The 25,073-nt window shown below is 62.6% G+C and carries 21 protein-coding genes; 8 read left to right on the top strand and 13 right to left on the bottom strand.

The features are described 5' to 3' along the window. Positions 1-330 precede the first annotated feature (330 nt). From FJ967_RS04105 to FJ967_RS04070, 8 genes are all read right to left on the bottom strand, one after another. Positions 331-1,074, bottom strand: coding sequence for an amino acid ABC transporter ATP-binding protein (locus FJ967_RS04105; RefSeq protein WP_140730423.1), 744 nt, complete (start codon positions 1,072-1,074; stop codon positions 331-333). Continuing rightward, entirely contained in the window at positions 1,071-2,045 is a 975-nt protein-coding gene (locus FJ967_RS04100; protein ID WP_140730422.1) for an amino acid ABC transporter permease, read from the bottom strand. The genes FJ967_RS04105 and FJ967_RS04100 overlap by 4 nt, the downstream gene beginning before the upstream one ends. A 53-nt stretch (positions 2,046-2,098) precedes the next feature. After that, positions 2,099-2,932 carry a transporter substrate-binding domain-containing protein gene (locus FJ967_RS04095; RefSeq protein ID WP_140730421.1) on the bottom strand — a complete coding sequence of 278 codons (834 nt, stop codon included), beginning with the start codon at positions 2,930-2,932 and terminating at the stop codon, positions 2,099-2,101. Between the two features lie 230 nt (positions 2,933-3,162). After that, on the bottom strand, positions 3,163-3,990 hold the full coding sequence (locus FJ967_RS04090; protein ID WP_140730420.1) for an alpha/beta hydrolase: 828 nt from the start codon (positions 3,988-3,990) through the stop codon (positions 3,163-3,165). A gap of 2 nt (positions 3,991-3,992) precedes the next feature. After that, entirely contained in the window at positions 3,993-5,069 is a 1,077-nt protein-coding gene (locus FJ967_RS04085) for an LLM class flavin-dependent oxidoreductase (protein ID WP_140730419.1), read from the bottom strand. A gap of 30 nt (positions 5,070-5,099) precedes the next feature. After that, on the bottom strand, positions 5,100-6,611 hold the full coding sequence (locus tag FJ967_RS04080) for an aldehyde dehydrogenase (RefSeq protein WP_140730418.1): 1,512 nt from the start codon (positions 6,609-6,611) through the stop codon (positions 5,100-5,102). Between the two features lie 22 nt (positions 6,612-6,633). Beyond that, positions 6,634-7,611, bottom strand: a complete 978-nt coding sequence (locus FJ967_RS04075) for a flavin reductase family protein (RefSeq protein ID WP_140730417.1) — start codon at positions 7,609-7,611, stop codon at positions 6,634-6,636. A 173-nt stretch (positions 7,612-7,784) separates the two neighbouring features. Continuing rightward, positions 7,785-9,578, bottom strand: a complete 1,794-nt coding sequence (locus FJ967_RS04070; RefSeq protein WP_140730416.1) for a helix-turn-helix domain-containing protein — start codon at positions 9,576-9,578, stop codon at positions 7,785-7,787. 159 nt (positions 9,579-9,737) lie between these two features. On the opposite strand from FJ967_RS04070, the gene FJ967_RS04065 reads away from it, so the two are divergent. The 7 genes from FJ967_RS04065 (at position 9,738) to FJ967_RS04035 (ending at position 17,547) form a co-directional block, all read left to right on the top strand. After that, entirely contained in the window at positions 9,738-10,319 is a 582-nt protein-coding gene (locus FJ967_RS04065) for an amino acid synthesis family protein (RefSeq protein ID WP_140730415.1), read from the top strand. Between the two features lie 1,028 nt (positions 10,320-11,347). Beyond that, positions 11,348-12,007 (top strand): XRE family transcriptional regulator, encoded by a 660-nt coding sequence (locus FJ967_RS04060; RefSeq protein ID WP_140730414.1) that lies wholly within the window; start codon positions 11,348-11,350, stop codon positions 12,005-12,007. Between the two features lie 126 nt (positions 12,008-12,133). Then, positions 12,134-13,678 (top strand): ABC transporter substrate-binding protein, encoded by a 1,545-nt coding sequence (locus tag FJ967_RS04055; RefSeq protein ID WP_140730413.1) that lies wholly within the window; start codon positions 12,134-12,136, stop codon positions 13,676-13,678. Positions 13,679-13,695: 17 nt separating this feature from the next. After that, positions 13,696-14,712: an ABC transporter permease gene (locus FJ967_RS04050; RefSeq protein WP_140730412.1), complete on the top strand. Its 1,017-nt coding sequence runs from the start codon at positions 13,696-13,698 to the stop codon at positions 14,710-14,712. Continuing rightward, positions 14,712-15,599: a D,D-dipeptide ABC transporter permease gene (ddpC, locus tag FJ967_RS04045; RefSeq protein WP_140730411.1), complete on the top strand. Its 888-nt coding sequence runs from the start codon at positions 14,712-14,714 to the stop codon at positions 15,597-15,599. Before FJ967_RS04050 ends, ddpC begins: the two co-directional genes overlap by 1 nt. Further along, positions 15,596-16,591, top strand: coding sequence for an ABC transporter ATP-binding protein (locus FJ967_RS04040; protein ID WP_140730410.1), 996 nt, complete (start codon positions 15,596-15,598; stop codon positions 16,589-16,591). Before ddpC ends, FJ967_RS04040 begins: the two co-directional genes overlap by 4 nt. An 8-nt stretch (positions 16,592-16,599) precedes the next feature. Then, on the top strand, positions 16,600-17,547 hold the full coding sequence (locus FJ967_RS04035; RefSeq protein WP_210243549.1) for an ABC transporter ATP-binding protein: 948 nt from the start codon (positions 16,600-16,602) through the stop codon (positions 17,545-17,547). Between the two features lie 25 nt (positions 17,548-17,572). On the opposite strand, the gene FJ967_RS04030 is transcribed toward FJ967_RS04035, so the two are convergent. Beyond that, entirely contained in the window at positions 17,573-19,036 is a 1,464-nt protein-coding gene (locus tag FJ967_RS04030) for a M81 family metallopeptidase (protein WP_140730408.1), read from the bottom strand. Positions 19,037-19,290: 254 nt separating this feature from the next. On the opposite strand from FJ967_RS04030, the gene FJ967_RS04025 reads away from it, so the two are divergent. Beyond that, positions 19,291-20,445: an amino acid deaminase gene (locus tag FJ967_RS04025; RefSeq protein WP_210243548.1), complete on the top strand. Its 1,155-nt coding sequence runs from the start codon at positions 19,291-19,293 to the stop codon at positions 20,443-20,445. A 95-nt stretch (positions 20,446-20,540) separates the two neighbouring features. On the opposite strand, the gene FJ967_RS04020 is transcribed toward FJ967_RS04025, so the two are convergent. The 4 genes from FJ967_RS04020 to FJ967_RS04005 form a co-directional block, all read right to left on the bottom strand. After that, entirely contained in the window at positions 20,541-21,344 is an 804-nt protein-coding gene (locus tag FJ967_RS04020; protein ID WP_140730406.1) for a M55 family metallopeptidase, read from the bottom strand. 89 nt (positions 21,345-21,433) lie between these two features. Beyond that, entirely contained in the window at positions 21,434-23,104 is a 1,671-nt protein-coding gene (locus FJ967_RS04015) for a serine hydrolase domain-containing protein (RefSeq protein WP_140730405.1), read from the bottom strand. A gap of 18 nt (positions 23,105-23,122) precedes the next feature. Then, entirely contained in the window at positions 23,123-23,995 is an 873-nt protein-coding gene (locus FJ967_RS04010) for an ABC transporter permease (protein ID WP_140730404.1), read from the bottom strand. Then, positions 23,992-24,999, bottom strand: coding sequence for an ABC transporter permease (locus FJ967_RS04005; protein WP_246675162.1), 1,008 nt, complete (start codon positions 24,997-24,999; stop codon positions 23,992-23,994). Before FJ967_RS04005 ends, FJ967_RS04010 begins: the two co-directional genes overlap by 4 nt. Positions 25,000-25,073 lie beyond the last annotated feature (74 nt).

Below are 25,073 nucleotides of genomic sequence, written 5' to 3'. Positions count from 1 at the left end.
CGGTTCAGTCCCATACTGGCAGCTTCTGGAATAATCTGGGCATGAAGCCGACCTCACGTCTTCATGGTCTCGTTCACGGCACGCTGAGGCCGAGGCCAACATGGCGATCAAATAGGCCAAGCCCTGCAAGCCTCAGTGGTAATAGATACCGCCATCGACGTTGAGCGCCTGGCCGGTGACGAAGGCCGAGAGGTCCGAGGCGAGAACAGGCCGGACCGATGATGTCTTCCGGCGCGCCGAGGCGCCTGAGCGCCGCGACGTCCTCCCAATGACGGATCGCAGCCTTGCTGCCCAGATTGTTCTTGCCCATCTCGGCCTTCCCCAGGAAGGCTAGTGCTTCAATATCTGGCTGAGGAAAAGCTTCGTGCGATCATGTCGCGGGCGACTGAAAAACTCGTCGGGAGTTGCCTCCTCGACGATCTGTCCGGCATCCATGAAAATCACCCGGTCGGCCACCGCGCGGGCAAAGCCCATCTCATGCGTCACGCACACCATGGTCATGCCGTCGCGGGCCAAGCCGGTCATCGTCTCGAGCACCTCCGAGACCATCTCCGGGTCGAGGGCGGAGGTTGGCTCGTCGAAGAGCATGACATCAGGTTTCATGCACAGGCTGCGGGCGATCGCCACGCGCTGCTGCTGGCCGCCGGAAAGCTGGACGGGGAACTTGTTCGCCTGCTCGGGAATGCGGACCCGTTCCAGGAACTGGAGAGCGGTCTTGCGCGCCTCCGCCGCCGAGACACCTTTGACCCACATGGGCCCGGCCATGCAGTTCATCAGCACCGTCATGTGCGGAAACAAATTGAAGTGCTGGAAGACCATGCCGACGTTGGAGCGGACGGCGGCGACGTTCTCCATCTTGCCGTGCAAGGCGACGCCGTTGACGACGATGTCGCCCTCCTGATGCGCTTCGAGACGGTTGAAGCAGCGGATCAATGTCGACTTGCCCGAGCCGGACGGCCCGCAGATGACGATGCGCTCGCCCTTGTGGACCGTGAGGTTGATGTCCTTCAAGGCATGGAACTGGCCGTACCATTTGGACACGGCCTTGGCTTCGATGATGGCTTCAGCGCTCATCGCACCTTGCTCCTGGCATAGTGCCGTTCGATGCGGGACTGGATCAGTTCGAGGCAGATCGAAAGCATCCAGTAGATCATGGCGGCCGAAATCAGCATCTCCATGTGCTGGAAGGTCTTCTGGCCGAGCGTGCGTGCCAGGAACATAAGCTCCCAGACGCCGATGACCGAGACCAACGAGGAATCCTTCAGCATCGAGATGAACTGGTTGCCGGTCGGCGGAATGATGACCGGCAAGGCCTGCGGCAGGATGATGCGGCGCATGGTCAGCGCGAAACCGAAGCCCATGGAGCGCGACGCCTCCCACTGACCGCGATCGATGCTCTGAATGCCGGAGCGGAAGATCTCGGTCATATAGGCGCCGTAGCAGAGCGACAGCGCCAGGATGCCGGCGGGCACGGCATTGATGACGAAGCCGAGCTGCGGCAGCCCGAGATAGATCAGGTAGACCTGCATCAAGAGCGGCAGGCCGCGAAAAAAGGAGGTGTAGAAGCTGGCAATGGCATAGGCAAAGCCATTGCTGGAAAGCTTGGCGACCGCGCCCGCCACTGCGATCACAGAAGCAATGACGATGGAAATCGCCGAGACGTAGAGCGTGGTGACAACGCCCTGGCTGATCAGGAAAGGAAGCTTCTCGCGGATGAAAGGCAGGCTGAGGTGGAACGTCTCGAAGAACGCGATGAACAGGAGCAGCAGTTCAAGCCATACGATGCCGATCTGCAGCCGCAGCGGCGCAAAGCCGATCAGCACCACGTTCAGCGTGAAGATCACGGCAATGGCAAAACCAATGGCGAAGCGCCCATAAAGGCCACTCGTCGACGGCTCGCCAATAACCGGGCGCATCAGTTCGGCGAAGCTGGTGCCCGACATGTTCAAAGCCATGAAGATCAGCAGGACGATGGCGAACATCGTCGCCACGAACCAGGGCTTGTGAACGAGGATCTCGGCCTCGACTGTATCCGGATAGAGCATCTTTGAGCACCGGCGGTTCGGCGGCCTGCCGGTGCAGGCCGCCTGTGAAGAGACTAGTTCGTCTTCGAATAATCCTGGCCGTACCACTTTTCCGAGAGCTTGCTCATCGTGCCGTCGGCCTTCATCGCTTTCACGGCGTCTGCGATCTTGGCTGAGAGTTCCGGATCGCCATGCTCGATGGCGATCGCCAGCGGCTCGTAGAACACCGGATCGCCGACCTGCCTGATCGGGTAGCCGGCCTTCACGGCGTCGAGAATCGAGGGCAGCGAGGACACCACCGCGTCGAGGCGCACGCCGTCGCCGAGGCGCAGGTCGTCGAAGGCCGTCGTCGAATTCTCGTAAGAGTGCACTTCTTTCGGGTTGAGCTTGTATTCGAAGGGCGGCGCGCCGGCGGCATCGAGCGTCAGATCCTTCTTGGCATAGGCTTCGAAGGTCGAGGTACTGGTGGCGCCGACGACCTTGCCGTCGAGATCGGCCAAGGTCTTGGCCTTGCTGTCCTTGTGCACGGCAACCGCCGCCGGCGTGTAGTAGTAGACGGCCGGGAAATCGAAGATCTCGGCGCGCTTCTTGGTCGGAGTCATCGAGCCGACATGCATGTCCCAGCGACCCGCCCAGTTGCCGGCGGTGATGATATCCCAGCCGGGCGTGATGAATTCGACCTTGACGCCGAGATGCTTGCCGATCTCCTTGGCGACGTCGACATCGAAGCCGTCCAGTTCGTTGTTGGCGTTCACGAAGGACTGCGGCGCCCAGTTGGCGTCAGTCGCCACCTTGAGAGTTCCCGCGGACGTCACGCGGTCGAGCACCGCACCCGCATGGGCAGGATATGCGCCAAGCGCAAGCGCCACCGCGGCCATCGTCAGCTGTCGTCTGTTCCAGATTGTCATTTGCGTATTCCCCTTGTTGTTGTTCAGTCTCTTGCGGCCACGATCGTTCTGATCGTCACGTCGCAATTTCGTTCCGGCCAGGCCGGTGGCCTCTCCCGAAGGCCCATGGAGTTAGCGATGTCGCGGCCGCTCCGGTCTTCCGATGTCGCGGAGGATGTTTGTCGCCGCCATTCCCTCGAACACTGGGAAGGCCGCCGCCTGAAGCCGGCGAAGTGTCGTGGCCAGAATTGCTATGCATGGGCGACGGCCTCCACCTTGCTGCCTTGCCCCAACAGGAAATCGGCCATCACGTTGGCAACAAGGGCCGGCGCCTCGATCAGGATCGAATGGCGAAGCCCAGGCAGGATCGCGATTTGCGAACCCTGCACCTGTTCGTGCATCAGCCGTGCCATGCGCGGGCTGGACCCCTGATCGTCCTCGCCGGTCACGATCAGCGTCGGGCACGTAATGCGGTCGAGAATGCCACCGAAATCGGTTTCGGCCAGAACCCGATAGGCGGACGCGTAGCAGTCACGGTCGTTTTCAGCGTCGCGCCGGCGCAGTTCCGCGATGATCTCAGGGTTCCGGTCTTGAAAATCCTCCGTAAGCCAACGCGACAGCGAAGCGGCGTGATGCGTCGAGGCATCGCTTGCCACCAGCGCCGCCAACCGACCGCGCACCGCGTGCCGTTCTTCGGGCGTGCGGCCGGCGACGGTCGACAGCAGCACCAGTCTTTGCAGGCGATCGGCATGCGTCAGCGCCAGGCGCTGCGCGATCAGGCCACCCAGCGAAAATCCGGCCAGATGGAAGGTGGCAAACCCGACATGATCGGCCAGCGTCAGCGTCTCGTTGACGAAATCGTCGATCTCGTAGCGGCCCTTGACCCGGCTGGAGCGGCCATGGCCGCGCAGGTCGAAGGTCAGCACCGCGAAGCGGTCCTTCAGCCGGGCGGCGACGCCACTCCAGGCTTCGAGATAGGAGCCGACGCCATGGATGCAGACAAGCGGTACGCCGCCCTCGCCCTCGAGGCGCCAGTTAAGCAGCACACCGTCGACGTCGAGCTGGCCGGAGCGCGCCATGGTCAGGCCCTCGCCGTCTGGCGCACCTTGTCGCGCTCGCGCGCGGCGAAAACCGGCATCACCTCGTCGACCCACAGCTTGATCGTCTTCTTCTGCAGCTCGAACGGGAGGTTGAACGTCAGGCCGAGGCAATACTGATCGACGCCCGCCGCCTCGTAGTCGAGCAGCTTCTCGATCACCTCGTCGGGCGTGCCGAACATGAGGTTGCGGCGGATGTTTTCCGGATTGTAGTTGTCCTTGCCCTTGACGCTTTCATAGGGAACGGCTTCCGGGTAACCGTCTTTCACCGTGCCGATGTTCTGGAACAGGTTTTCGAAGGCGCGGCCGTAGTCGATGGCGTGGCCAACCGCGACCTCCCAATCCTGCGCCCGTTCGTAGACGCAAGTGCGCCGCTGCATCATGAGGCGCGGACGCGGCACTTCCGGATGATCGGCGACGGCTTTGCGGAACTTCTCGCCAAGCACGGCGATTTCAGCCGCCGGCGCCGACAAGGGTGTCGACAGGATCGAGGCGCCGATGCTCACGGCCCAGTCGAAGGTGCCCGGGTCTCGCGCGGCCACCCAGATCGGTGGATGCGGCTTTTGCAGCGGCTTCGGCACGCCCGCAGCGACAGGGAACTTCCAGTAATGGCCGTCATGGGCGTAGTCCTGCGCCCAGAGCTTCTTAACCGCCGGCACCAGTTCCTTCAGATAGGCGACGCCTTCCTGCTGCGGCATGCCGCCAGCCATGCGGTCGAATTCATACTGGTAGGAGCCGCGCGCGATGCCGAACTCCAGCCGGCCGCCGGTCAGATGATCGCAAAGCGCTGCTTCGCCCGCCAGCCGGATCGGGCTCCAATAAGGCGCAACCAGCGTCGAGGTGCCGAGCCTTATCTGCTCGGTATGCTGGGCTAGCCAGGTCAGCGTCATCAGCGGGTTGGGCGAAATGTTTGCTTCGATCGTATGGTGCTCGGCTGTCCACAGCGTCTCGAAACCGCCCTCGTCGGCCATGCGCGCCAGTTCCAAGAGATTGCTTTTCACCCTTTCCATCGGGATGTCGGGCGAGAAGCGCTCCATGGTCAGCGAAACGGCGAATTTCATGTCGGTCTCCCCCGTTGCGTCGGGTTCTGGTCAGCGAAGGCGGATAACGAACGGGTCCTGCATGGCGCCCGAATAGTCGATGACGACATTCTTCAGGCGCGAGAACTCCTCCATGGCGTCGAAGCCGCCACGCCGCCCGTAGCCGCTCTCCTTGAAGCCGCCATTGGCGGACATGAAGGAGGAGGCGCGATAGGTGTTGATCCAGACCGTGCCGGCCTCGACATTCCTGGCGAAGCGCAGGGCGCGGTTGATGTCGCGGGTCCAGATGCCGGAGGCGAGCCCGTAGCGTGTGTCGTTGGCGAGCCGGATCATCTCGTCCTCCGACGAGAACGGGATGACGCCGACGACAGGGCCGAACAGCTCTTCCTGCATGAACTCCATGCCGTTCTCGGCATCGGTCATCACGGTCGGCTCGAAATACCAGCCACCGGCCAGGTCGTCCGCCTGCGGACGCTTGCCGCCGGCTGCGATCCGCGCACCCTGGCGCACGCCGGACGCGACGTAACCTTCGACCTTGGCAAGCTGCGCCGACAGCGCCAATGGGCCGATATCGGTGTCATCCAGCATCGGCAGCCCGACCCGCACCCGCTTTGTACGCTCGACCAGCGCCTCGACGAAAGGCTCATAGGCGCTTGCCTCGACGAAGCAGCGCGAGCCGGCAACGCAGCTCTGCCCCGCGGCCGCGAAGACGCCAGACACCACGCCATTCACGGCATGTTCGATATCGACGTCGCCGAAGATCACGTGGGGGGATTTACCGCCAAGCTCCATCGAGCAGGGAATGAGGTTCTGCGCCGCATTGGCGGCAATGCGCCGCCCGGTTCCGGTCGAGCCGGTGAAGACAAGTTTGGCGATGCCTGGGTGGCGGGTCAGCGCATCGCCCGCGACAGCGCCCGTGCCGGTCACGACGTTGACGACGCCGGCCGGAAAGCCCGCCTCGATGATCAGCTCGGCCAGAGCGAGCGTCGAAGCCGAAGCGTGCTCGGAAGGTTTGACCACCACTGTATTACCAAGCGCCAGACATGGCGCCAGCGTGCCGGTGAGCAGCATCAGCGGCGAGTTCCACGGCGTGATCATGCCGACGACGCCGATCGGTTCGCGCAGGTTGAAGTTGAGCATATCGAGCTTGTTCACGGGGATCGTGTCGCCAAGCAGCTTGTCGGCCATGCCGGCGAAGTAGGTGTAGCTGTCGGGCATGGCGCGCATCTGCGCGCGCATTTCCTTGAGCAGCTTGCCATTGTCGCGCGTTTCGATCAGAGCCAGTTCGTCGGCGTGCTCCAGCACCAGCTCCGCCAGCCGGCGCACCAGCTTGCCGCGATCGGTCTGGGTCATGCGCCGCCAGGATGGGTTGGCGAAAGCGGCACGCGCGGCCTCGACAGCCGCGCCGACATCCTCGGCGCCGGCCTCGGCGAACTGGTACCAGGGCTTGCCGGTGGTAGGATCGAAACTGTCGATATACTGTCCGCTCCTCGGCACCACGAACGCGCCGTCGATGAACAGGTCCTGGCGCGAGCCTTCGAGCGATCCGACCGTCGTTTTCATGCTGTCCGTCCTGCGTAAGACTTCATTCGGAAGCGGCCTGCGTCCACGATTGCGACTGGCCGTCGATCATGGCGACGCGGCCGCCATCGCCGCTATCCATGTAGATGCCGAAGCGCTTGTCCTGGCGCTCGCGCGCATAGCGGCGCAGCATGGCGCGCAATTCATGCGTGGCGACCTGGTCGTAGGGCAGCGCGTCGACGGCAAAGAAGGCGTGGCCATCCGGCAGCGGGCCTTGCGCGCTCGCTCGGCTCAACTCGGCGCGATAGATCAGGTAGCCGGGATCACTGTCGGCGACGTCGAACACCGAATAGAGGAAGGTGTTTTCCGGAACGAGGCTCAGCGCCTCGCCGCCGTCCAGCACCAGCTTGCTGTCGGCCTTGCGCCGCCGCGCCGTCGGCAGCACCCATCCGCCCTTGCGGTCGTCTCGCAACAATATCCGGTCGCCGGCCTCGACAAGATAGCCGATGATCATGTCCTGCGAGGCCAGCCAGCCGGCCGGGAGCGGATCCTTCACGCTGGCGTAGCGCCCACGGCAGAAGCCGAGCGGCGCCGAGGGGCTGGTTCCGAAAGCCTGCACCTGTCCGATCAAGATGATGTGGTCGCCGGCCTCGATGCGATTGTAAACGGCGCAATCGAACCAGGTCAGGCTGTCGGTCAGGACAGGCGCGCCGGTGTGGGCGCGGTCGTGATTGACCGACTGGAACTTGTCCGCCGCCTTCGAGGCGAACACCGACGAGACATCGGCCTGCCCCTCATGCAGGAAATTCACCGCGAAGGATTGCGTCTCGTTGAAAGCCGGAAAACTCGCTGCCGACTTGCCGACGCAGACCAGAAGCAGCGGCGGGTCGAGCGAGACGGAAGTGAAGGAGTTGGCCGTCATGCCGCGCGGATTGCCGTCGCTGTCGCGCGTGGTGATGACGGTGACTCCGGTGACGAAAGTGCCAAAGGCACGACGCAAGGCGATCGGGTCGATCATCCCTTGTGCCACCGTATCCGCCATTGCCTTCCTCCACATTTCGGGACGGAGGCTAGGCAGGACGCGGCGCCGGTTCTTCCTCCGATCTGTAGGAAAGACTTGGCGACTGGCTGCTGCCATCCCGAGCAAGCAGGGGCTTGGCAAGTCAGCGCCTGGCGGCGGACGCCATAGCAACTACGATGACGGGTTGAGGGGCTCTAGCGGGTTTCGGGCACCCGGCTGTCAATGATGCCGCTGAGGCGGATCGCCAGCTCGGCCGCGAAACGTTGTTCGGGCGTGTCGAGCTTGATGCCGAACAGCTCTTCCATGCGCGACAGGCGGTAGCGCAAGGTCGTGACATGCAGCCCCATGGCGTCGGCGCAGGCCTGGCTGCGGCAACCTTCGCGCAGATAGGCAAACAGCGTTTCCAGGTAAGGCGTGCCGTGCTCGCGATCGTGCGCGATCAGGGCGCCGACGCTCTTGTCGACGAAGTTGCGCACATCAGGCACATCGGCGGCCGCGACCAGCATCGGAAGCGGCCCGAAATCCTGGCCGGCGAAGACGCCGGTGCGCCCAAAAGACCGGCCGATGCGGATCATGCGTCGGGAGCGCTCCCACGCGGTGGGATAATCGGCCAGCAACGCACAGACCTCGGAAACCAGCACCGCCGGCTCACGACCGAGATGGCGGCCGAACTCGGTGGCGATCGTGTTCGGCAATTTCGTCAGGCGCATGCTTTCCCTGGCATCGCCCGCCACGAGACAAACAAGACCGCCCTCGACGGTGACAACCGTGCCCGCCACGCCTGCCTGTTCCAGGAGCCGGACAAGGGCATGATGGGGATCGGCAAGGCTGCCGCCGTGCTTTGCCGCATCGGCATAGTCGACAACAATCAGTCGTTGCGGCACGGTCAGGTCGAGCCCCAGCCGCCGTGCCCGATTGACGATATCGGCTTCATCGCGCCAGCGGCGTTCCACGACCTCCAGGAAAAGCTCGGTCAGCGATCGGGTCTCAAACCGGAAGCGGACGAAGCTGCGCATCATCTGCACGCTGAGCGCAAATTTGGCGCTGTCGAGCAGCATCTGGTCGAGCTGGCCCGATTGTTGCGGCGTCGGAAAAATCATCAGCGCGCCAACCACTTCGTCGTCGATTGTCAGCGGCTCTACGCGCACCGAAAGCTTGAGGCGATGCTTGCCGTCGTCGACGAACAAAGTCTCGTCCTGGCGCGCTTCCGACGCGCCGCGCGCGACCTTGACGATCTGTCGGTTGAGCACGCCGCCAACGGCCTGGCGCCAAGCCGCGGCATCGAAATGCGCTTCGCTCGGCGAGCGGCCTGCGACAACGAGGTTGGCGTGGAAATCGATGACCACGACCGGGTTGGGCAACAACTCGCCGACCTTGTCGGCGAGCGCGGCCACCGATCCTTCCGAGAGAGCCTGCTGTAGCAGCGAGGTGTGCGCCTGCAAGGCCCGCTGCAGACGCTCGCCCGCCTGCTTTTCCTGGCGCAGGCGGTGCTGCTTCTCGACCGCGATTTCGCCCAGATGCACGATCATGCCGATGAAGGCGATATCCTCCGCACTCACTTCGGTGATCTCGCGGGAGACGACGGTCAGCACCATCGGCCGGCTGTCTTCGTCGACGCAGCTCATCGGCATGACAAGTACGCTGCGGTAATCGCGCTCGAACGCCTCGCGGCGGTAGCCCGGGAATTCCTCGGACGCCCGAGCATCCCTGATATAGACCGGCTCGTTGCGGTTGAGCGCGACGATCGAAGGACTGGTCGCCAGTTCCCAGCGGTCCGGCAAGGCGCGCTGGATGAGTGTCGGGTCATGGCGCACGATGACATAGGCGTGGCCATGCGGTGCATCGATGCTCATGATCGAGCCCAGCGTCCATTTGGCATGGCGGCAGGCTGCCAGCACGAGGTCGCGCAGCACGGACTGGAGATCGCCACCCGAGTTGATGAGGCTGGCGGCATCCCGCAAAGAAAGAATTTGCGACTCGTGGTTCACGCCCAGTTCCGCCTCACGAAGGCCGATTTAAGCCCTCGCGGATATACGAACGCTACACCGCTTCCAAGCGGGGCGCACGCCGATTCTTCCTACGAACCGGAGGAATACCTGTTCCCTGCGCCCTACTAGGCTGGGCCTCCACCAACAGGGCCCAAAATCATGGAATTGCGAAAAGTCTGCACCTTCATCGAGGAAATCCATATCGAAGGTGGCAAGGCGGGCGCCAGGCCGGTAACGTCGATCGTCGTTGCCGCCGTCCTGCGTAACCCATGGGCCGGGCAAGGTTTCGTCGACGATCTGCGGCCTGAAATCGTCGCCATCGCGCCCCGCCTCGGGCATGAACTCACGCGCCGCCTGCTCGACCTGATGCCGGCCGAACGCATAGAGAGCTATGGCAAGGCCGCCGCCGTCGGAACCGCTGGCGAAATCGAGCACGCCTCCGCCTTGATCCATACGCTTCGCTTCGGCAATGTGTTCCGCGACGCCGTGGGCGGCACCACCTACCTCGAATTCTGCAACACGCGCAACGCGCCAGGCGCGCTGCTGTCGTTACCGATGATGCACAAGAGCGAGAACGGCCGCCGCTCGCATTTCATCACCGCCAACTTCCAGATCGCCGACGGCCCGGCCGCAGACGAAATCGTCGTGGCCATCGGCGCGGCGGATGGCGGCCGGCTCCATCCGCGGATTGCGGACCGCTTTCAGGACATGAAAGAGATGGAGGAGGAGGCCGCTGGATAGCTCTTGTACGCAACACGCTGGCGTTGTTGTTGATAACGGCCGCTTCAGGACGAGCAAGGCCCGCTTTAACGGCCGAGGCGCAAAGCCGCCATGTCGTTTCGAGGGCCATAAGCTATCAAGTCCGCGCCGGATGCACCTGCGGCGTCCGTGAGCTCTTGGCCTCTGAAATCACTCGGCGACCGCTGGAACGGCAGGCCGAGCAGTGGCGCCAACCCTTCGTGAATTTCCTTGGCGTATTCAATGCCCTTCACCACCTGAAAACACAGGCCAAGCGTTGCCGTTGCAGCCAGCGCCCACAGGGTCCCACGCCAACGCCTGGCCGATCAGGCGAGCCGGCATCCCTCCGCTGCCAATTCTCGTTGTTACGATCGCGCGCTGCTGCCTAATCCGGACTGCAATCAAACTGAAATTGGCGCGCTTTCAAACCCGGAACGTCATAGGAAACTGGGGAGTAAACAGGCGTAACTCCTCGCCTTAGAACCGCGGTCCTGATTGACGGTTCCGTCATATTCTGTTGCAAGGATTTCAGTCTTGCGATCCACCTTCATCAGCGGCAGGACCAAAATAGTCGCAAGTCCGGAGGTGCAAAATGCGAGTTGGCTTGACCGCCTGTTTCTCCTTCTATTTGCACCCCAATTGGCCCAAGCGGCGGAGAGCGCTTTGGATCGATACGCCTCGTGCTTGATCGCATCGGCTGCAGTGGCTCTCGATCACCAGAGCGGCTCGATTGACCCTGCGAAAGCCACAGCCGAAGCATATGAGCAGTGCAGATATCTCAGGACAGAAGACGAGACAGGACGGCTGGACGCTTTCGTGTCGAAAGCAGTGGAGGCGATTGCGGCTGTCGCAAAGCAGTAGCCGTCAAGTCAAACGTGCTTCCGTTCACGGATGGCTCTCACACTCTTGTCCGCAAATGCGTTTTTTCGAATCGATCAATATTATTGCTCATCGTAAAGCGGCATCGCACCGCCGTCGACTTTCGCGAACCGTGTCTCTAAGGTGCCGTGCATGGCGATTTCAGGTGGTTCATGAGCGATTCGAAGCCAAGTCTCGGCGAATGCCTCAAGGCGTTGCGCAGGGAAGGTGGTTTGACGTTGACACAGGTCAGCCAGATGTCCGGGCTGGCTATTTCGACCCTGTCCAAGGTCGAGAACAACCAGATGTCGCTGACATACGACAAGCTGCTGCAGCTGGCACAGGGCATGAAGGTGGATATCACCGAACTGTTCGGGGCGAAGAAGGCAGGCGCACCTCCCGTTGCTCACGGTGCGCGGGTGGTAAGCAAGATCGACGACGGTCGAATCGTCGAGACGCCGAACTACATCTACAAATTTCTCTGCACGGAGCTCTCACGGAAAGAGATGATCCCGATGCTGGGCACCGTGACGAGCGAAAGCATCGACGCATTCGGTGAGCTGGTCCGGCACCCAGGCCAGGAATTTACCTACGTGCTCGAAGGAGAGGTCGAACTCCATACCGATGTCTATGAGGCGCTTCGGCTGAAGGCGGGAGAATCCGTTTATTTCGAATCCACCATGGGACACGCCTATATCAGCGTCGGCGATGCGCCGGCGCGTATCCTGTGCATCTGCACCGCCGCTTCCGGGCAGTCCGAGCAAATATTGATCAGTGCCGTCAGCCAAGGCGACGAGCGCGAGGCCGCGAGCACCGAAATGCTTCTTGGCTAATTCGAAAAATCGCTTTCCTATCCGAAAAATCGCCTTGCCATCCATGTCGCGGATGTTAGCGTGTGGCTACGGCATCCGGCGAAACGCCAGGGATGTTCAACGAAAAGCTCTAGGGGAGCGCCTGTCATGTTCCGTCGCCTGCCGACAGTCGCGGCATTCGCCGCCTTCGCTACTTTCGCCATCACCGGCCACGGCTGGGCCACCACCAAGGATGTTTTGGTCATCGACAAGGCGGAGGATCCGCCTACTGCCGATCCCGGCGTCGAGGTCAGCAATAACGGCTATACTCTCATCTTCCCCGCCTATGAGCGTTTGGTGAAGTATGACGGTGCGAAAACAGAGGTGATCCCCGAGCTCGCCGAGAGCTGGACCGTTGCACCGGACAATCTCAGTTGGACCTTCAAGCTGGCTTCCGGCCATATGTTCGACGATGGCTCGCCGGTCGACGCCGCCGCAGTCAAGTATTCGTTCGACCGAGTCAAGAAACTGGCAGCCGGCCCCGGCGACATGTTCCCGACCATCAAGGACGTCGTTGTCGTCGATCCCCAGACGGTCAAGTTCGAATTGTCAGCCCCGTTCGCGCCTTTCCTTTCGGCGCTTGCCACATCGGCCGGGTCAATCGTCAACCCGAAGGCGCAGGACCACGCGGTCAACGGCGACGATGCCCGCGCCTGGCTGGCTGAGCACAGCGCCGGCAGCGGCGCCTTCAAGATCGCCAGTTGGGAGCGCAACCAGCAGATCACGCTTGAACCCAACCCGCATTTTGCCGGCAAGGCTCCAGCCTTCAAGCAGGTTATCTTCAAGATCGTGCGCGAAATGTCGTCGCGCCGGTTGCAACTGGAAAACGGCGACGCGGATTTGATTGACCAGGTTCCCGTCGACCAGGCCGAGGCCATGAAATCGAGTGCAGGGGTGGCGATCGAGAGCAATCCCAGCCTTTACGTCGTCTATCTTTATCTGAACAACAAGAAGGCGCCGTTCGACAACCCGAAGGTTCGTCAGGCGATCTCCTATGCGGTCGACTACAAGGGGCTTGTCGATGGCGTCATGCAGGGCCAGGCCGAGCAGATGCGCGGCTCGGTGCCGGACGGCATGTGGGGCCATGACCCGCAAGGCATGCAGTACACCTACGATCTGGACAAGGCCAAGCAGTTGCTCGCCGACGCCGGCGTCTCAAACCTGCATGTCACTTACACCTACTCGCAGGCCGACTCGGCCTGGGAGCCTGTCGGCCTCGCGCTGCAGGCATCGCTCGCCGAGATCGGCGTGACTCTAGACATGAAGAATGTCGCCGACACAACAAAGCGCGAGCTGGTCGCCAAGGGCGATTACGACATCTCGACCGGCGCTTGGACACCGGATTTTGCCGATCCCTTCATGTTCATGAACATCTGGTTCGATCCGACCAAGATGGGCGCCCCCGGAAACCGTGCTTTCTACGAGAACCCGAAGGTCACTGACCTGATCAACAAGGCGCTCCAGACGGTCGATCAGAAAGAGCGCGAGAAGCTCTACATCGACGCCCAGAAGATCACCAACGAGGATGCGCCATACGTCCTTCTGTTCCAGAAGAACGACATCTTCGCCATGCGGTCGTCAGTAAAGGGCTATGTCTACAACCCGATGTTGATTCAGGTGTACAACATCGCCGAAATGTCGAAGTCCGAATAGAAACGGACGCCGAAGGCATGTCATTGCTGTCCACCATCCTTCGGCGTCTCGTCCTGCTGGTCTTCGTGGTCGCTGGCGTTGCCATCGTCACCTTCACCATTTCGCATCTGATTCCAGGCGATCCGGCACAGATGATTGCTGGAGACAAGGCCTCCGCCGAAACGCTGGCGCATGTGCGCCAGGAGCTTGGACTGGACAAGCCGGTCACGCAGCAGTTTGTGATCTACGTCAAGCAGTTGCTTTCGGGCGATCTCGGCAATTCCCTGAGAACAAGGCGGCCGGTGGCCACCGACATAGCGCTATTCCTGCCCGCCACGCTCGAGCTTGGCATTACGGCGTTGTTAATGGCGATCCTGATCGGCGTGCCGCTTGGCGCTCTGTCGGCCATATACAAGGATGGCCCGGTCGACCAGGCGGCGCGCGTTGTCTCGGTGGCGGGCATATCGATGCCCGTGTTCTGGTTCGGCCTTGCGCTGATCATCGTGTTCTATGTGAAGATCCCGATCCTGCCGGGCAGCGCGCGCCTTGATCTCGGCATAACCGCGCCACCCCGGATGACCGGGTTTTTCCTGATCGATTCTCTCGTTGCCGGCGACCTCGCGGCATTTCGGTCAACGCTCTACCATCTCGTGCTGCCGGCCTTCGTCCTGGCGTTCGCCAACCTCGGCATCATCACGCGCCAGATAAGGGCCTCGATGCTCGACGTGCTGCAGGAAGACTATGTACGTACCGCACGCGCCAACGGGCTGTCGCGTTCAACGATCATCCTGCGCCACGCGCTGCCCAATGCACTGATCCCGTCGGTGACCTTGCTTGGTCTCGCCTTTGGCGACCTCCTCTACGGAGCGGTGCTGACCGAGACGATCTTCGCCTGGCCGGGAATGGGCAGCTATGTCGTATCCTCGATTCAGACCCTGGATTTCCCGGCGATCATGGGCTTCACCGTCGTCGCGTCGCTCGGCTACGTCCTGATAAACCTGGCGGTCGACCTGACCTACATGGTGCTCGACCCACAGATCCGGGAACTCGGCTGATGGCCATTCAAGCGACAGGCGCCGCCAGACACCCATCCGCGGCTCGCGAAGGCCTAAATCGCATCTGGTATCGCGTGAAGGGCAGCCCGCTTACGCTGGTAGGCGCCGCCATTGCCTTGATCGTGCTGATCGTGATCGTCGCCGCGCCGGTTCTGGCGCCCTATCCGCCCGACCGCATCTCGCTGTCGGCGCGCCTCGCCGCGCCCAGCCTGCAGCATCTTTTCGGCACCGACGAGGTAGGCCGCGACCTGTTCTCGCGCGTTCTCTATGGCGCGCGCGCCTCCTGCGGCATCGCGTTCGCCATCGTTATCATCTCGACCGTGGTCGGCTCGATCGTAGGTTGCCTGTCGGGAGTGATCGGCGGCATCGTCGACACGGCGATCATGCGGCTGATGGATGTATTCCTGGCGCTGCCGGCGCTGATCCTGGCAATGGCGCTGGCCGCCGCGCTCGGCCCCAGCCTGTTCAACGCCATGCTGGCCGTGGCCGTCGTGCGCGTGCCGGCCTATGTGCGGCTGGCACGCGGCCAGACACTGGCGCTGCGCAACCGGACCTATGTGAAGGCTTCACGCAGCTTCGGCGCTTCGCCGGCCTATCTGTTGCGCTGGCACATCCTGCCCAATGCGCTGTCACCCATTATCGTGCAGGCGACGCTCGATCTTGGCGGCACAATCCTGACCGCCGCAGCGCTGAGCTTTATCGGGCTCGGCGCACAGCCGCCGACCTCGGAGTGGGGCTCGATGGTCTCGAGTGGCCGGAACTACTTCCTCGACCAATGGTGGTACATCACCTTTCCGGGCCTTGCGATCCTGATAAGCGCGATGGGCTTCAACCTTTTGGGCGATGGCCTGCGTGACATGCTCGACCCGAGGCTCGGCGGACGATGAGCGCGGCGCAGGGCGATATCCTCCTCGACATCGACGATCTGTCTCTGGAATTCCGCACCTTTCGCGGACCGGTGAAGGCGCTGAACGGGATCAGCCTCAACGTGCGTGCCGGCGAGATCGTCGGCGTGGTCGGCGAGTCGGGCTGCGGCAAGTCGGTCACCATGATGGCCGCGACCCGGCTTCTGCCCAAAGGCGGCGCACACATCACCGGTGGCGCCGTGCGACTTTTCGGCAGCGACCCGATGAAGCTCAGCGAACGCGAACTGCAGCATGTTCGCGGCCGCCAGGTATCGACCATCTTCCAGGAGCCCATGAACGCGCTCAACCCGACGCGACGCATCGGGGAACAGGTGATCGAGGTCATCCGCCGCCACCAGCGCCTCAGCAGCGCCGCCGCCCGCCAGAAGGCGATCGGCCTCTTGCGCGACATGCTGATCAGCGAGCCGGAGCGGATCATGCAGGCCTATCCATTCGAACTGTCGGGCGGCATGCGTCAACGCGTGCTGATCGCCATGGCGTTTTCGTGCGAACCCAAGCTCATCATCGCCGACGAACCGACGACTGCGCTCGATGTCACCGTACAGGCACTGATCCTGTCGCTCATCAGGCAGAAGGCGGTCAGCACCGGTACCGCCGTCGTCTTCATTTCGCATGACATGGCAGTGGTCTCGCAACTGTGCGACCGGCTCTATGTGCTCTACGCCGGGCGCGTCGCGGAATCCGGAGCAACGGCTGCCGTGCTTGCCGCGCCCGCACATCCATACACGAGGGCGCTAATCCGCTGCCTGCCGGGGCTGGCCGCGCCGAAGCGGCCACTTGAGCAAATTCCTGGGACATTGCCCGACATGTTGAATCCACCCGCAGGCTGCCTGTTTCGCGCGCGCTGCCGGGAGGCGGATGAGCGTTGCATCGAGGTGCCGCCATTGTCCCCGATCGACCCCGCGCGCCGCGCGGCGTGCTGGCGCCGGATCGAGGAGGCTGAAGCCGCGTGAATCCAGACGTGCCACTTCTAGCACTGGAAGACGTCGAGGTGCGCTATCGCGTCACCTCCGGCTGGTTCGGTGGGGCCGACGTATATGCCGTCAACGGGGTCTCGTTGTCGGTGGCCGAAGGCGAGACGCTGGGCATCGTCGGAGAGTCGGGCTGCGGAAAGTCCACCTTGGGCCAGGCCATCGTCGGCCTGACACCGATCACTGCCGGATCGATCCAGCTGAAGGGGACCGACCGCGCGCAATCCAACGCCCATATCCAGATCATCTTCCAGGATCCTCAATCGTCCCTCGATCCGCGCCTGCCGGTGTGGCGACTGATCACCGAGCCGTTGCACATACGCGGTGGCTATACCCGCGCGCAGCTGATCGAACGCGCGACCGAGCTGGCCGTTTCGGTTGGCCTGCGGCCTGAGCAGATCGACCGCTATGCGCACGAATTCTCGGGTGGCCAGCGCCAGCGCATCGCAATCGCACGCGCACTGGCCGTCGAGCCCGAGCTTCTGGTCCTGGACGAGCCGACATCGGCGCTCGACGTCTCCGTCCAGGCGCAGATCGTCAACCTGTTGCTGAAGCTGCAGACCGAGCGAAAGCTGTCCTACGCGCTGATCTCGCACGATGTCTCACTGGTTCGCCATGTCGCCGATCGCGTGACGGTCATGTATCTCGGCCAGATCGTGGAGGCCGGCCCCACGCAGGACGTGCTGGACAGGCCGCAGCACCCCTACACCAGGACGCTCCTCGACGCCGTGCCGAGTTTCGAGCGACCGCTGACCACGACCGCGCCACGCGCCGGCGAACTGCCGAGCAACCGCAAGCTGCCGACAGGCTGCTACTTCCGAGAGCGCTGCTCTTCGGCGACCGCCGGCTGCGAACGGCCGCAACTGCTGAAGGCCGTTGATGGCGCCCGCACGGTGCGTTGTCACATTGTGACCGGCGCGCTTCAGCCCGCCGGTTGAGCCAACATTCCTTCGCCGCCTGCGGTCAGGCGGCCTCGAAGGGGTTCTCGACCTTCGGCCAGTAAGGCCGCTTCAGCTTGGTATAGGGGATCGAAGCGAAGTTGGGCTGCGTCGAGCCAGGCGGAGCGCAAAACAAAATCCGCTTGGCGATCGGCGCGAACCCGGCCTGGAAATGATAGTTGGACTTGACGATGACGATGCGCCGCTTGCCCGGATCGAGGCCCAGCGCGGTCATGCAGTCGGGATGGAAGACCTGCGTCCGCACCGTGTTGATGATCAGGTCGATACCGCTATCGGTGGTGACCCATGCCGCATCGCCGAGCGGCCAGGGCATGGTGCCGAAAAGCTGCGTCAACCCGCGGCCGAGGCCCTTAACCGTCACACGAAGGTCGACCGGCATGCCCGAGAACACACCGCACTTGCCGCCAACCCGCAAGGCGAGGGTACCGCCGACGCCCGCCTCCGCGCAGAAGCGGTAGGCGATCGGATCCCAGTACATGGCGCTGGCAACGTTCCCGATGCCGCGCTCGATAAGCCGGCGCAGAATATAGGTGGAATCGCCGGGGGCGCCGCCACCGGCATTGTCGGATACGTCGGCTATCACGACTGGTCCTTCCTGCTCGGCAAGCGCGATATCCAGCGCTTCGTCAATGCCAAGGAACTTCGGGATAAGCTGGTTGCGCAATGCGAAAAGCTGTTTGCCGAACTTTTCGGCGGTCCGTTCAGCGAGTGGCCTGTCATTGTCGGTGACGACAAGCATGCGCGCGCCGACATCCTCGACGTCGCCATGCGGGAACCCGTGCCCCAGGGAAACGGACAGAACGCCGGGTTCTGCCTCGGCGGCGATCATGCCGTCGACGAAGCCGCGCATCGGCTGCTCCTGCACGCGGAAGGTGCTGATCATGCGACAATCGTAGAGCGCCATCACCGGGCGAACCTTGCCTTCCACAGTATCAACGATGATGCGGTAGAGCTCGCCCGCGCGGTCCATGATGTCGGTGTGCGGGTATTCCTTGTAGGCGACGATCGCGGTGGCGTTGTCGACCATCTTGCGGGTCGTATGGCAGTGCAGATCGAGCTCGGCGCCGACGGGAATGTCCGGGCCGACGACCGCCCTGACATGGGCAAGCAGATCGCCCTCCGTATCGTCATAGCCTTCAGCTACGAAGGCGCCATGCAGGGCGAGCAGCACGCAGTCGACAGGCATGGCCGCCTTGAGTTCGGCCAGGATCTCGTCCCGAAACTGCTCATAGACATGGCGGATGGTGATACCTCCCGGTTCAGCGCACACGCAGAGGCTTTCCACGATCTCGTGACCGTCGGCCTCGCCGCGCTGGCGCCACACGAAGAGCTGACAGGAGGGTTCGTTAAGAGCCTTCGACGTGGCGTCGCCCCGGGCGATGCCCATCTCCTCGAAACTATGGTAGCCGGTAGGGATGGGCGCGAACGTGTTGGTCTCGGTATCCATGCCCGCGATGAAGATGCGCATTTCGTGGCTCCAACCTGTCTTTCGTTTAAGAAAAATCTTTTCTGATCATCAAACTATTATATGATTTCTGCAAGGTGTCCTCACCCTGTAAGAGCGAGGCCGGCCGCGTTGAAGCGGCCTTGGCGGATGGCAAGGAATCGGGAAATCACATGAACCTTCACGAGCTTGACGGCCTGGTCCTGGACGACACGACGAAGGGTATTCCTCCAAGTGTCACCGTCCGCCTCGATCAGGTAGCATCGATGGGCTGGAACGTGCTGCGCGGCGACGTGCCGCTGCCGGCGGCGGTCATCAAGGAGGCGGCGCTCGACCACAATTCGCGCTGGATGCAACGCTTCTTGGCCAAGCGAAACGCGGTCATCGCGCCGCACGTCAAGACGACGATGTGCCCGCAGATCATGCAGCGGCAGTTGCGTGATGGCGCGTGGGGCGTCACGGTCGCAACGCTGCACCAAATCAAGGTTTGCCGCCGGTTCGGCATCGACCGCATCGTTCTTGCCAACCAACTTGTCGGACGGTTGGAGCTGGACGCTCTCGTCGCCGAGCTGAATGCCTCGCCAGAGCTTGACTTCTACATGCTGGTCGACAGCCTCGATGCCGTGCGCCTGGCGAGCGAGGCGGTCCGACGCGCCGGAGCAAACTCGCGGCCCATACAAGTGCTGGTCGAGCGCGGTTATCGCGGAGGCCGGACCGGATGCCGCGACAACGAAACCGCACTCGAGGTGGCCCGCGCCGCTCACGCCGCCCCGCAATTGCTGCTCTGCGGCGTCGAGGCGTTCGAGGGGCTGATCAAGGCGAAGGATGGCGGCCCGGCGAAGGCGGTGGCCGACTTCGTCGAGGAGATCGGCGTCCTCTACGAGACATGCGCCAGCAAAGGCTTGTTTGAGCGGGCGCCGCCGATCGTGACAGCGGGCGGCTCGTCGTTCTATGACATCGTTCTCGACCGGCTCGCCGGCACCGACGCCCAGGTAATGACGCGCAGCGGTTGCTATGTCAGTCATGACAGCGGCGTCTACGAGGCCGAGCAAAAGCGCATCCTTGCCGCGACGGGCGAGAACGAAGGTCTGATCAACGCGCTGGAGGTCTGGACCCATGTGCAGTCTTGCCCGGAGCCCGGCCTGGCGATCCTGACGGCCGGCAAGCGGGACTTCGGAACCGATTCCGGACTGCCGGTGCCCCTGCTCGTCTCGCGCGACGGCGCCGCGCCTCAAAAGCTGAGCGGTTGCGAGATCTTCGCCAGCAACGACCAGCACGCCTATATGCGCGTCCCCGAAACGGTTCCGGTCAAGGTCGGTGATCGTATCGGACTTGGCGTATCGCACCCCTGCACAACCTTCGACAAATGGCAGATTCTGTTCCTGGTCGATGACGCCTATGACATCGTCGGCGCGCTGAAGACGTTTTTCTGACGGCCACCGGAAGCGAACCGCCGCAGGGCAGCTGTAGAACAGGACCGACGATACAGCCCGCTAGAAATCGGCCGGGCTGTATCGGCACTACCTGTTCAACTCAGGACGATGAAGCGGATGGCGCGCTGAATTTCGAAGAAATCGTCCGCCTCGAAGCGAAGCGTGCGCGGAGCCGGATGCTGGATGCCAGGATACCAGCTGCCCCTGTAAGCCTCGATCGGGGTGGTGTATTCAACGATAAGTTCGAATTTCTTCGCCAGTTTAGGCAGGCACTTCGACAGATCGCGCGATAGCGCCGCTTCGACTGTCTCGCGGATCGCTTTCACGGCGGCTTGCGGCGAAAGGGAAGACGTGGCCGGCCCGAAACCTTCGCTCGTGGCGACGGTGGCTATTTCCGGCACCAGCGCCTTTGCCTCGCCGCACATGCCGGCATCGCCCGACAAGAACACGGAGGGCACGCCGTAGCGCGCGGCGCAATGCGCGTTGAGCGTGTATTCGGACGCCACTTCGCCGTTGATAAGCATCCGGGACACGGTCCCGGTCAGCGTGTGCGCCAGTGGATTCGTGTCTGTGCCGGCCTTATTGTGATAGCCCGTGTAGAGAGCGGCGTCGAAGCTGTCGTCGATGCCGAACATCATGGCGTCCGGATGGCCGCTCCAACCCCGCACGACGCGCACATAGGCCGGCAGCTTCGACAGGATGAGATTGCGTGCCGTCGAATGGGCATCCTTGACGACGACCTCCGTCGCGCCCGCCGCCTTGGCGCCTTCGCAAGCCGCAACGAGCTCTTCGGTCATGTATTCGCGGAACTCGGCATAATCGGGATTGCCCTTGCGGGCCTCGTCCCAGTTGGTGATGCCCGCCGTGCCTTCGATGTCGGCGCTGATGAAGACTTTCATATCCTTGCCTTTCGCTGTCAGAGGAATCGCCGGGCGGCAGCTCGTGTCGCCGCCGGCCCGAGAGCCGTGCCCGGCCTGCCGCTTGCGTTTCAGGCCGCCATTTCGGCCTGGCGGCGCACAAGAAACATGGGTCCGACGCGAATGCCGCGGCGCCCATTGTCGTCGACGGCGTCCAGTTCGAGGATTTCTTCCTCATAAAGCAGCCCGTGCATGCGAAACCGACCGGCGTCCACCGGCTCACATGAATGGGTGCAGAAATACTCGATCAGGCATTTCAGCTCGCCATGGCTGTAGGTCAGGTAGGTGATGTTGAAGTCCGGCCCGTACTCGCCCAGATGCGGTGCGATCTCCGGGGGAACTTTCTCGACAGGCAGGGTATCGACCCGCGACCAGTCCGCCCCTTTCCAGGTCAACTGGTTGGCCTGCGAGAAAGAAAGGTTCATATGCGCATATTCGGCTCCACGGCCATAGATGCGGCCGTCGATGACAAAATCATCTCCCGAGACAGGGCGGATCTGAAGCGGCACGCCCTCCCCCATCAGATAGAGCTTGCCGTCCTTGTTCTTGACTTCGACGACCTCGCCGCTCGTCTCATGGCGGTAGAGACCCGGCAGCCGCGCAAACTGATCCTGCGTGATGGCCGGGGCGGTCTGGCTGCGCTCCGGCATGCGTCCCATACCGCGACTGGCAAGGGCGATGCGGAGGCCGTCGCCGGCCAGTCGCGAGGCTATCTGATTGGCGAAATCGAGCGTCGCGAAAATCAGCACGCCCAGACCTGCCCTGGGCAGGATCATCATCTGCGACGCATATCCATAGACCGCGCCGCCATGCCCGACGGACGTCCATCCATCCATGTCGCCGACGCCGAAGCACAGGCCATAGCCGTTCAAATCCTTGTTGTGGCCTTCCGGGCGTTTGCCGATCGGCGTCCACATCTTGCGCAGCGATGCCGGACTGACGATGGGGTGACCATCGGGCGCGAAGCCACCGCGCAACAGGCATTGCGTGTAGTTTGCCATGTCGGACGTGGTGGAGAAGATATTGCCGGCAGGCGAGCCACCAAGATTGAACACCGGCGCCGGGCTGTCGCCGTCGAGTGTCCACATGTCGGCCGGCGCCAGTCTTTCGCGAATGCCAGGAGCCATCCCCGACGACGTGTCGTTCATGCCTAGCGGCTTCAGGATGTTCTGGGTGATATAATCGGAATAGCTCTTGCGCGTCACTCGCTCGATCACCATCCCGACCACGGCGATGCCGGCGTTCGAATAATGCATGATGCCGGCGCTCGGATCCTGCTTGAGGGTGGATGTGGCGAGCTCCGCCACCGTGTCGGCTAGCGGTGGCTTGTGCGAGTCCAGATAGTGTCCGCTCTTGGGCTCACGCACGATGCCGGCGGTGTGGCTCATCAGCTTGCTCAGGCTGATCTGGGACCCGTGCGGGCCGCTTTCGCGACCGGCGAACGGATTGACCGGGCGGAACCCCGGCAAATATTCCGAGACATCGACATCCAGGTCGACCAGCCCCTGTTCGACGAGTTGCATGATGGCGACCGAGGTGAAGGTCTTTGTGATCGAGCCTATGCGGAAACAGGTATCGTCCTTCATGTCGAAATGACGATCGTGCCGCTGGACATGGCCATGCGCCAGAAGGCCGTCCCGGTCCACGAGGGCATAGGAGATCGACGGGATCGCCTTGTCCTCTACCTCGTGGCGGATAAGATCTTCGAAAAGCTCGATGGCGCTGCTGGAAAGCGAAGACACGGAGGTTACTCCCTTATTTCAATCGGTATGGCGTGGATCGAGAATGTCGCGCAGCGCGTCGCCAACCAGGTTCCACGCCAGCACGAAGAGGAAGATCGCGGCGCCGGGGAAAGCGAGCGTGTACCAGTACTGGAAAGGATTTCCGGGTTGGCCGACGATCCAGTTGCGCGCATAGGCGATGAACTGCCCCCAGTCGGCGTATCCCTCCTCGGTGCCGACGCCCAGGAAGCTCAGGGCCGAGGCTGTCAGCACCATTGAACCCGTCGCCATCGTGGCCAGCACGAGCACAGGAAAGAATGCGTTGGGCAGAATGTGCAGGACGATCAGCCGGAAGTCGCCGGCGCCGTAGCTTCGTGCCGCGTTGACGAAATCCATCTCGCGGATGCGCAGGATCTCGCTTCGCACGACACGCGCATACCCCATCCATCCGAAGGTCGTCAGCGCGACGGTTATCGGTCCGAGTCCCTTGCCGAGCAGCGCGGTCAGGACCATTGCCGCGATGAGGAAGGGAACCGCCATGAACACGTCGACGATTCGCATCAGGACCTCGTCCACGACGCCGCCATAATAGGCCGCGAGCGAACCGATGATGGTCCCGATCAGAACCGAGATGGCAACGACGCCGAGGCCGATCTTGAAGGCCGTACGAGTCCCCCAGACGACGGCGTAATATATATCATACTGCCCTTCGGTTGTCCCGAAGATCGCTTCGGGCGACGGCGGCTGCGGCGTCGCCAGGAACCCGGCTCGCGGCGTGTCGTAGACCGACATCTGGAACTCTTGCGGTGGTGCAAGCACCGGCGCGAAGATGGCAACCAGAACGAAAGCCAGCAGCAGGAGCACGCCGACCAGCGATATCGGATTACGCTTCAGATAGCCGAGCGCCCTCATCGCGTCTTCACCCTTGGATCGAGCAGCGGATAGACCAGATCGACAGCGAGGTTGAGCACGACGAGGACGACCGCGAAATAGAGCCCGAAGCCGAGCACGGCGGGAAAGTCGAGATTGGCGGCGGTCTTGGCCGCGAACTGACCCAGTCCGGCATAGTCGAAGATTGTTTCGGTAATGACGACGCCGCCCATCATGGCGGCAAGCTCCATCCCTGCAATCGTCGTAACAGGCAAAAGCGCGTTGCGCCGCGCGTGATGCAGTTCCACCACGCGCCTCGGCATGCCCTTTGCACGCGCGGTGCGTACATAATCCTGGCGCAGCGTTTCCAGCATCGAGGTGCGCATGACGCGCGTCATGTTGGCAAGATTGACATAAGTCAGCGTGATGACCGGAGCCGCGAGATGCCGAAGCGAATCCCAGAAGATGGCGAGATTACCGTTGAGCAGCGCGTCGATCGTGTTCGCGCCGGTGTAGCGGGTGAAACCGGGAGACGTGACGGCCGACTGCGCCCACTGGCTGAGCCGCCCGGGCGGGAACCAGTCCAGTGCCGAGTAAAAGATCAGCAGCATCAGCAATCCGAACACATAGACGGGAAAGGACCATCCGAGGATGGTGAAGATGCGGATCAGATGATCCGGCCAGCGGTTGAGATGGATGCCAGCCCGCGAGCCCAGATATATGGCCAGCAGAAAGCCGGGAATGAAGGCCAGCACCACGAGTTCCAGTGTCGCCGGCAGCAGAGACGCAAGCGCATGGGCGACGGGCTGGCGCGCCGTCTCCGACCAACCGAGATTGCCGGTCAGAATGTTGCCGATCCAACGTCCGTACTGGATATAGAAGGGATCGTTCAATCCGTACTGGTCGATCATCCTGCGAATGCTGTCCTGGCCACCCTTGAGGAAGTCGGGCGACGGTGCGTAGGCGGCCAGGCGCTGCGTCGGCGACAGCGACATCTGCAGCGCGAAAAGCATCAGCGACAGGGCAAAGAGGACGACGGGCAGCATCAGGAGCCGCCGCAAAGCGTAGTTCAGCACATGAGCATCCGCACAATGAGGGAAGGTTTAGCCGGGCGGCGGCT

Source organism: Mesorhizobium sp. B2-3-4 (genome assembly GCF_006442315.1).
Lineage (GTDB): Bacteria > Pseudomonadota > Alphaproteobacteria > Rhizobiales > Rhizobiaceae > Mesorhizobium.
This window is presented reverse-complemented; position numbering and strand designations above follow the sequence as displayed.

Bases quoted from the DNA above. Each gene is read 5' to 3' on its own strand.
- FJ967_RS04090 (WP_140730420.1), bottom strand. From the start codon at position 3,990: ATGGCGCGCTCCGGCCAGCTCGACGTCGACGGTGTGCTGCTTAACTGG.
- FJ967_RS04075 (WP_140730417.1), bottom strand. From the start codon at position 7,611: ATGGCGGATACGGTGGCACAAGGGATGATCGACCCGATCGCCTTGCGT.
- FJ967_RS04030 (WP_140730408.1), bottom strand. From the start codon at position 19,036: ATGCGCATCTTCATCGCGGGCATGGATACCGAGACCAACACGTTCGCG.
- FJ967_RS04080 (WP_140730418.1), bottom strand. From the start codon at position 6,611: ATGAAAACGACGGTCGGATCGCTCGAAGGCTCGCGCCAGGACCTGTTC.
- FJ967_RS04040 (WP_140730410.1), top strand. From the start codon at position 15,596: ATGAGCGCGGCGCAGGGCGATATCCTCCTCGACATCGACGATCTGTCT.
- FJ967_RS04050 (WP_140730412.1), top strand. From the start codon at position 13,696: ATGTCATTGCTGTCCACCATCCTTCGGCGTCTCGTCCTGCTGGTCTTC.
- FJ967_RS04005 (WP_246675162.1), bottom strand. From the start codon at position 24,999: ATGCTGCCCGTCGTCCTCTTTGCCCTGTCGCTGATGCTTTTCGCGCTG.
- FJ967_RS04095 (WP_140730421.1), bottom strand. From the start codon at position 2,932: ATGACAATCTGGAACAGACGACAGCTGACGATGGCCGCGGTGGCGCTT.
- FJ967_RS04020 (WP_140730406.1), bottom strand. From the start codon at position 21,344: ATGAAAGTCTTCATCAGCGCCGACATCGAAGGCACGGCGGGCATCACC.
- FJ967_RS04105 (WP_140730423.1), bottom strand. From the start codon at position 1,074: ATGAGCGCTGAAGCCATCATCGAAGCCAAGGCCGTGTCCAAATGGTAC.
- FJ967_RS04055 (WP_140730413.1), top strand. From the start codon at position 12,134: ATGTTCCGTCGCCTGCCGACAGTCGCGGCATTCGCCGCCTTCGCTACT.
- FJ967_RS04100 (WP_140730422.1), bottom strand. From the start codon at position 2,045: ATGCTCTATCCGGATACAGTCGAGGCCGAGATCCTCGTTCACAAGCCC.
- FJ967_RS04060 (WP_140730414.1), top strand. From the start codon at position 11,348: ATGAGCGATTCGAAGCCAAGTCTCGGCGAATGCCTCAAGGCGTTGCGC.
- ddpC (WP_140730411.1), top strand. From the start codon at position 14,712: ATGGCCATTCAAGCGACAGGCGCCGCCAGACACCCATCCGCGGCTCGC.
- FJ967_RS04065 (WP_140730415.1), top strand. From the start codon at position 9,738: ATGGAATTGCGAAAAGTCTGCACCTTCATCGAGGAAATCCATATCGAA.
- FJ967_RS04010 (WP_140730404.1), bottom strand. From the start codon at position 23,995: ATGAGGGCGCTCGGCTATCTGAAGCGTAATCCGATATCGCTGGTCGGC.
- FJ967_RS04085 (WP_140730419.1), bottom strand. From the start codon at position 5,069: ATGAAATTCGCCGTTTCGCTGACCATGGAGCGCTTCTCGCCCGACATC.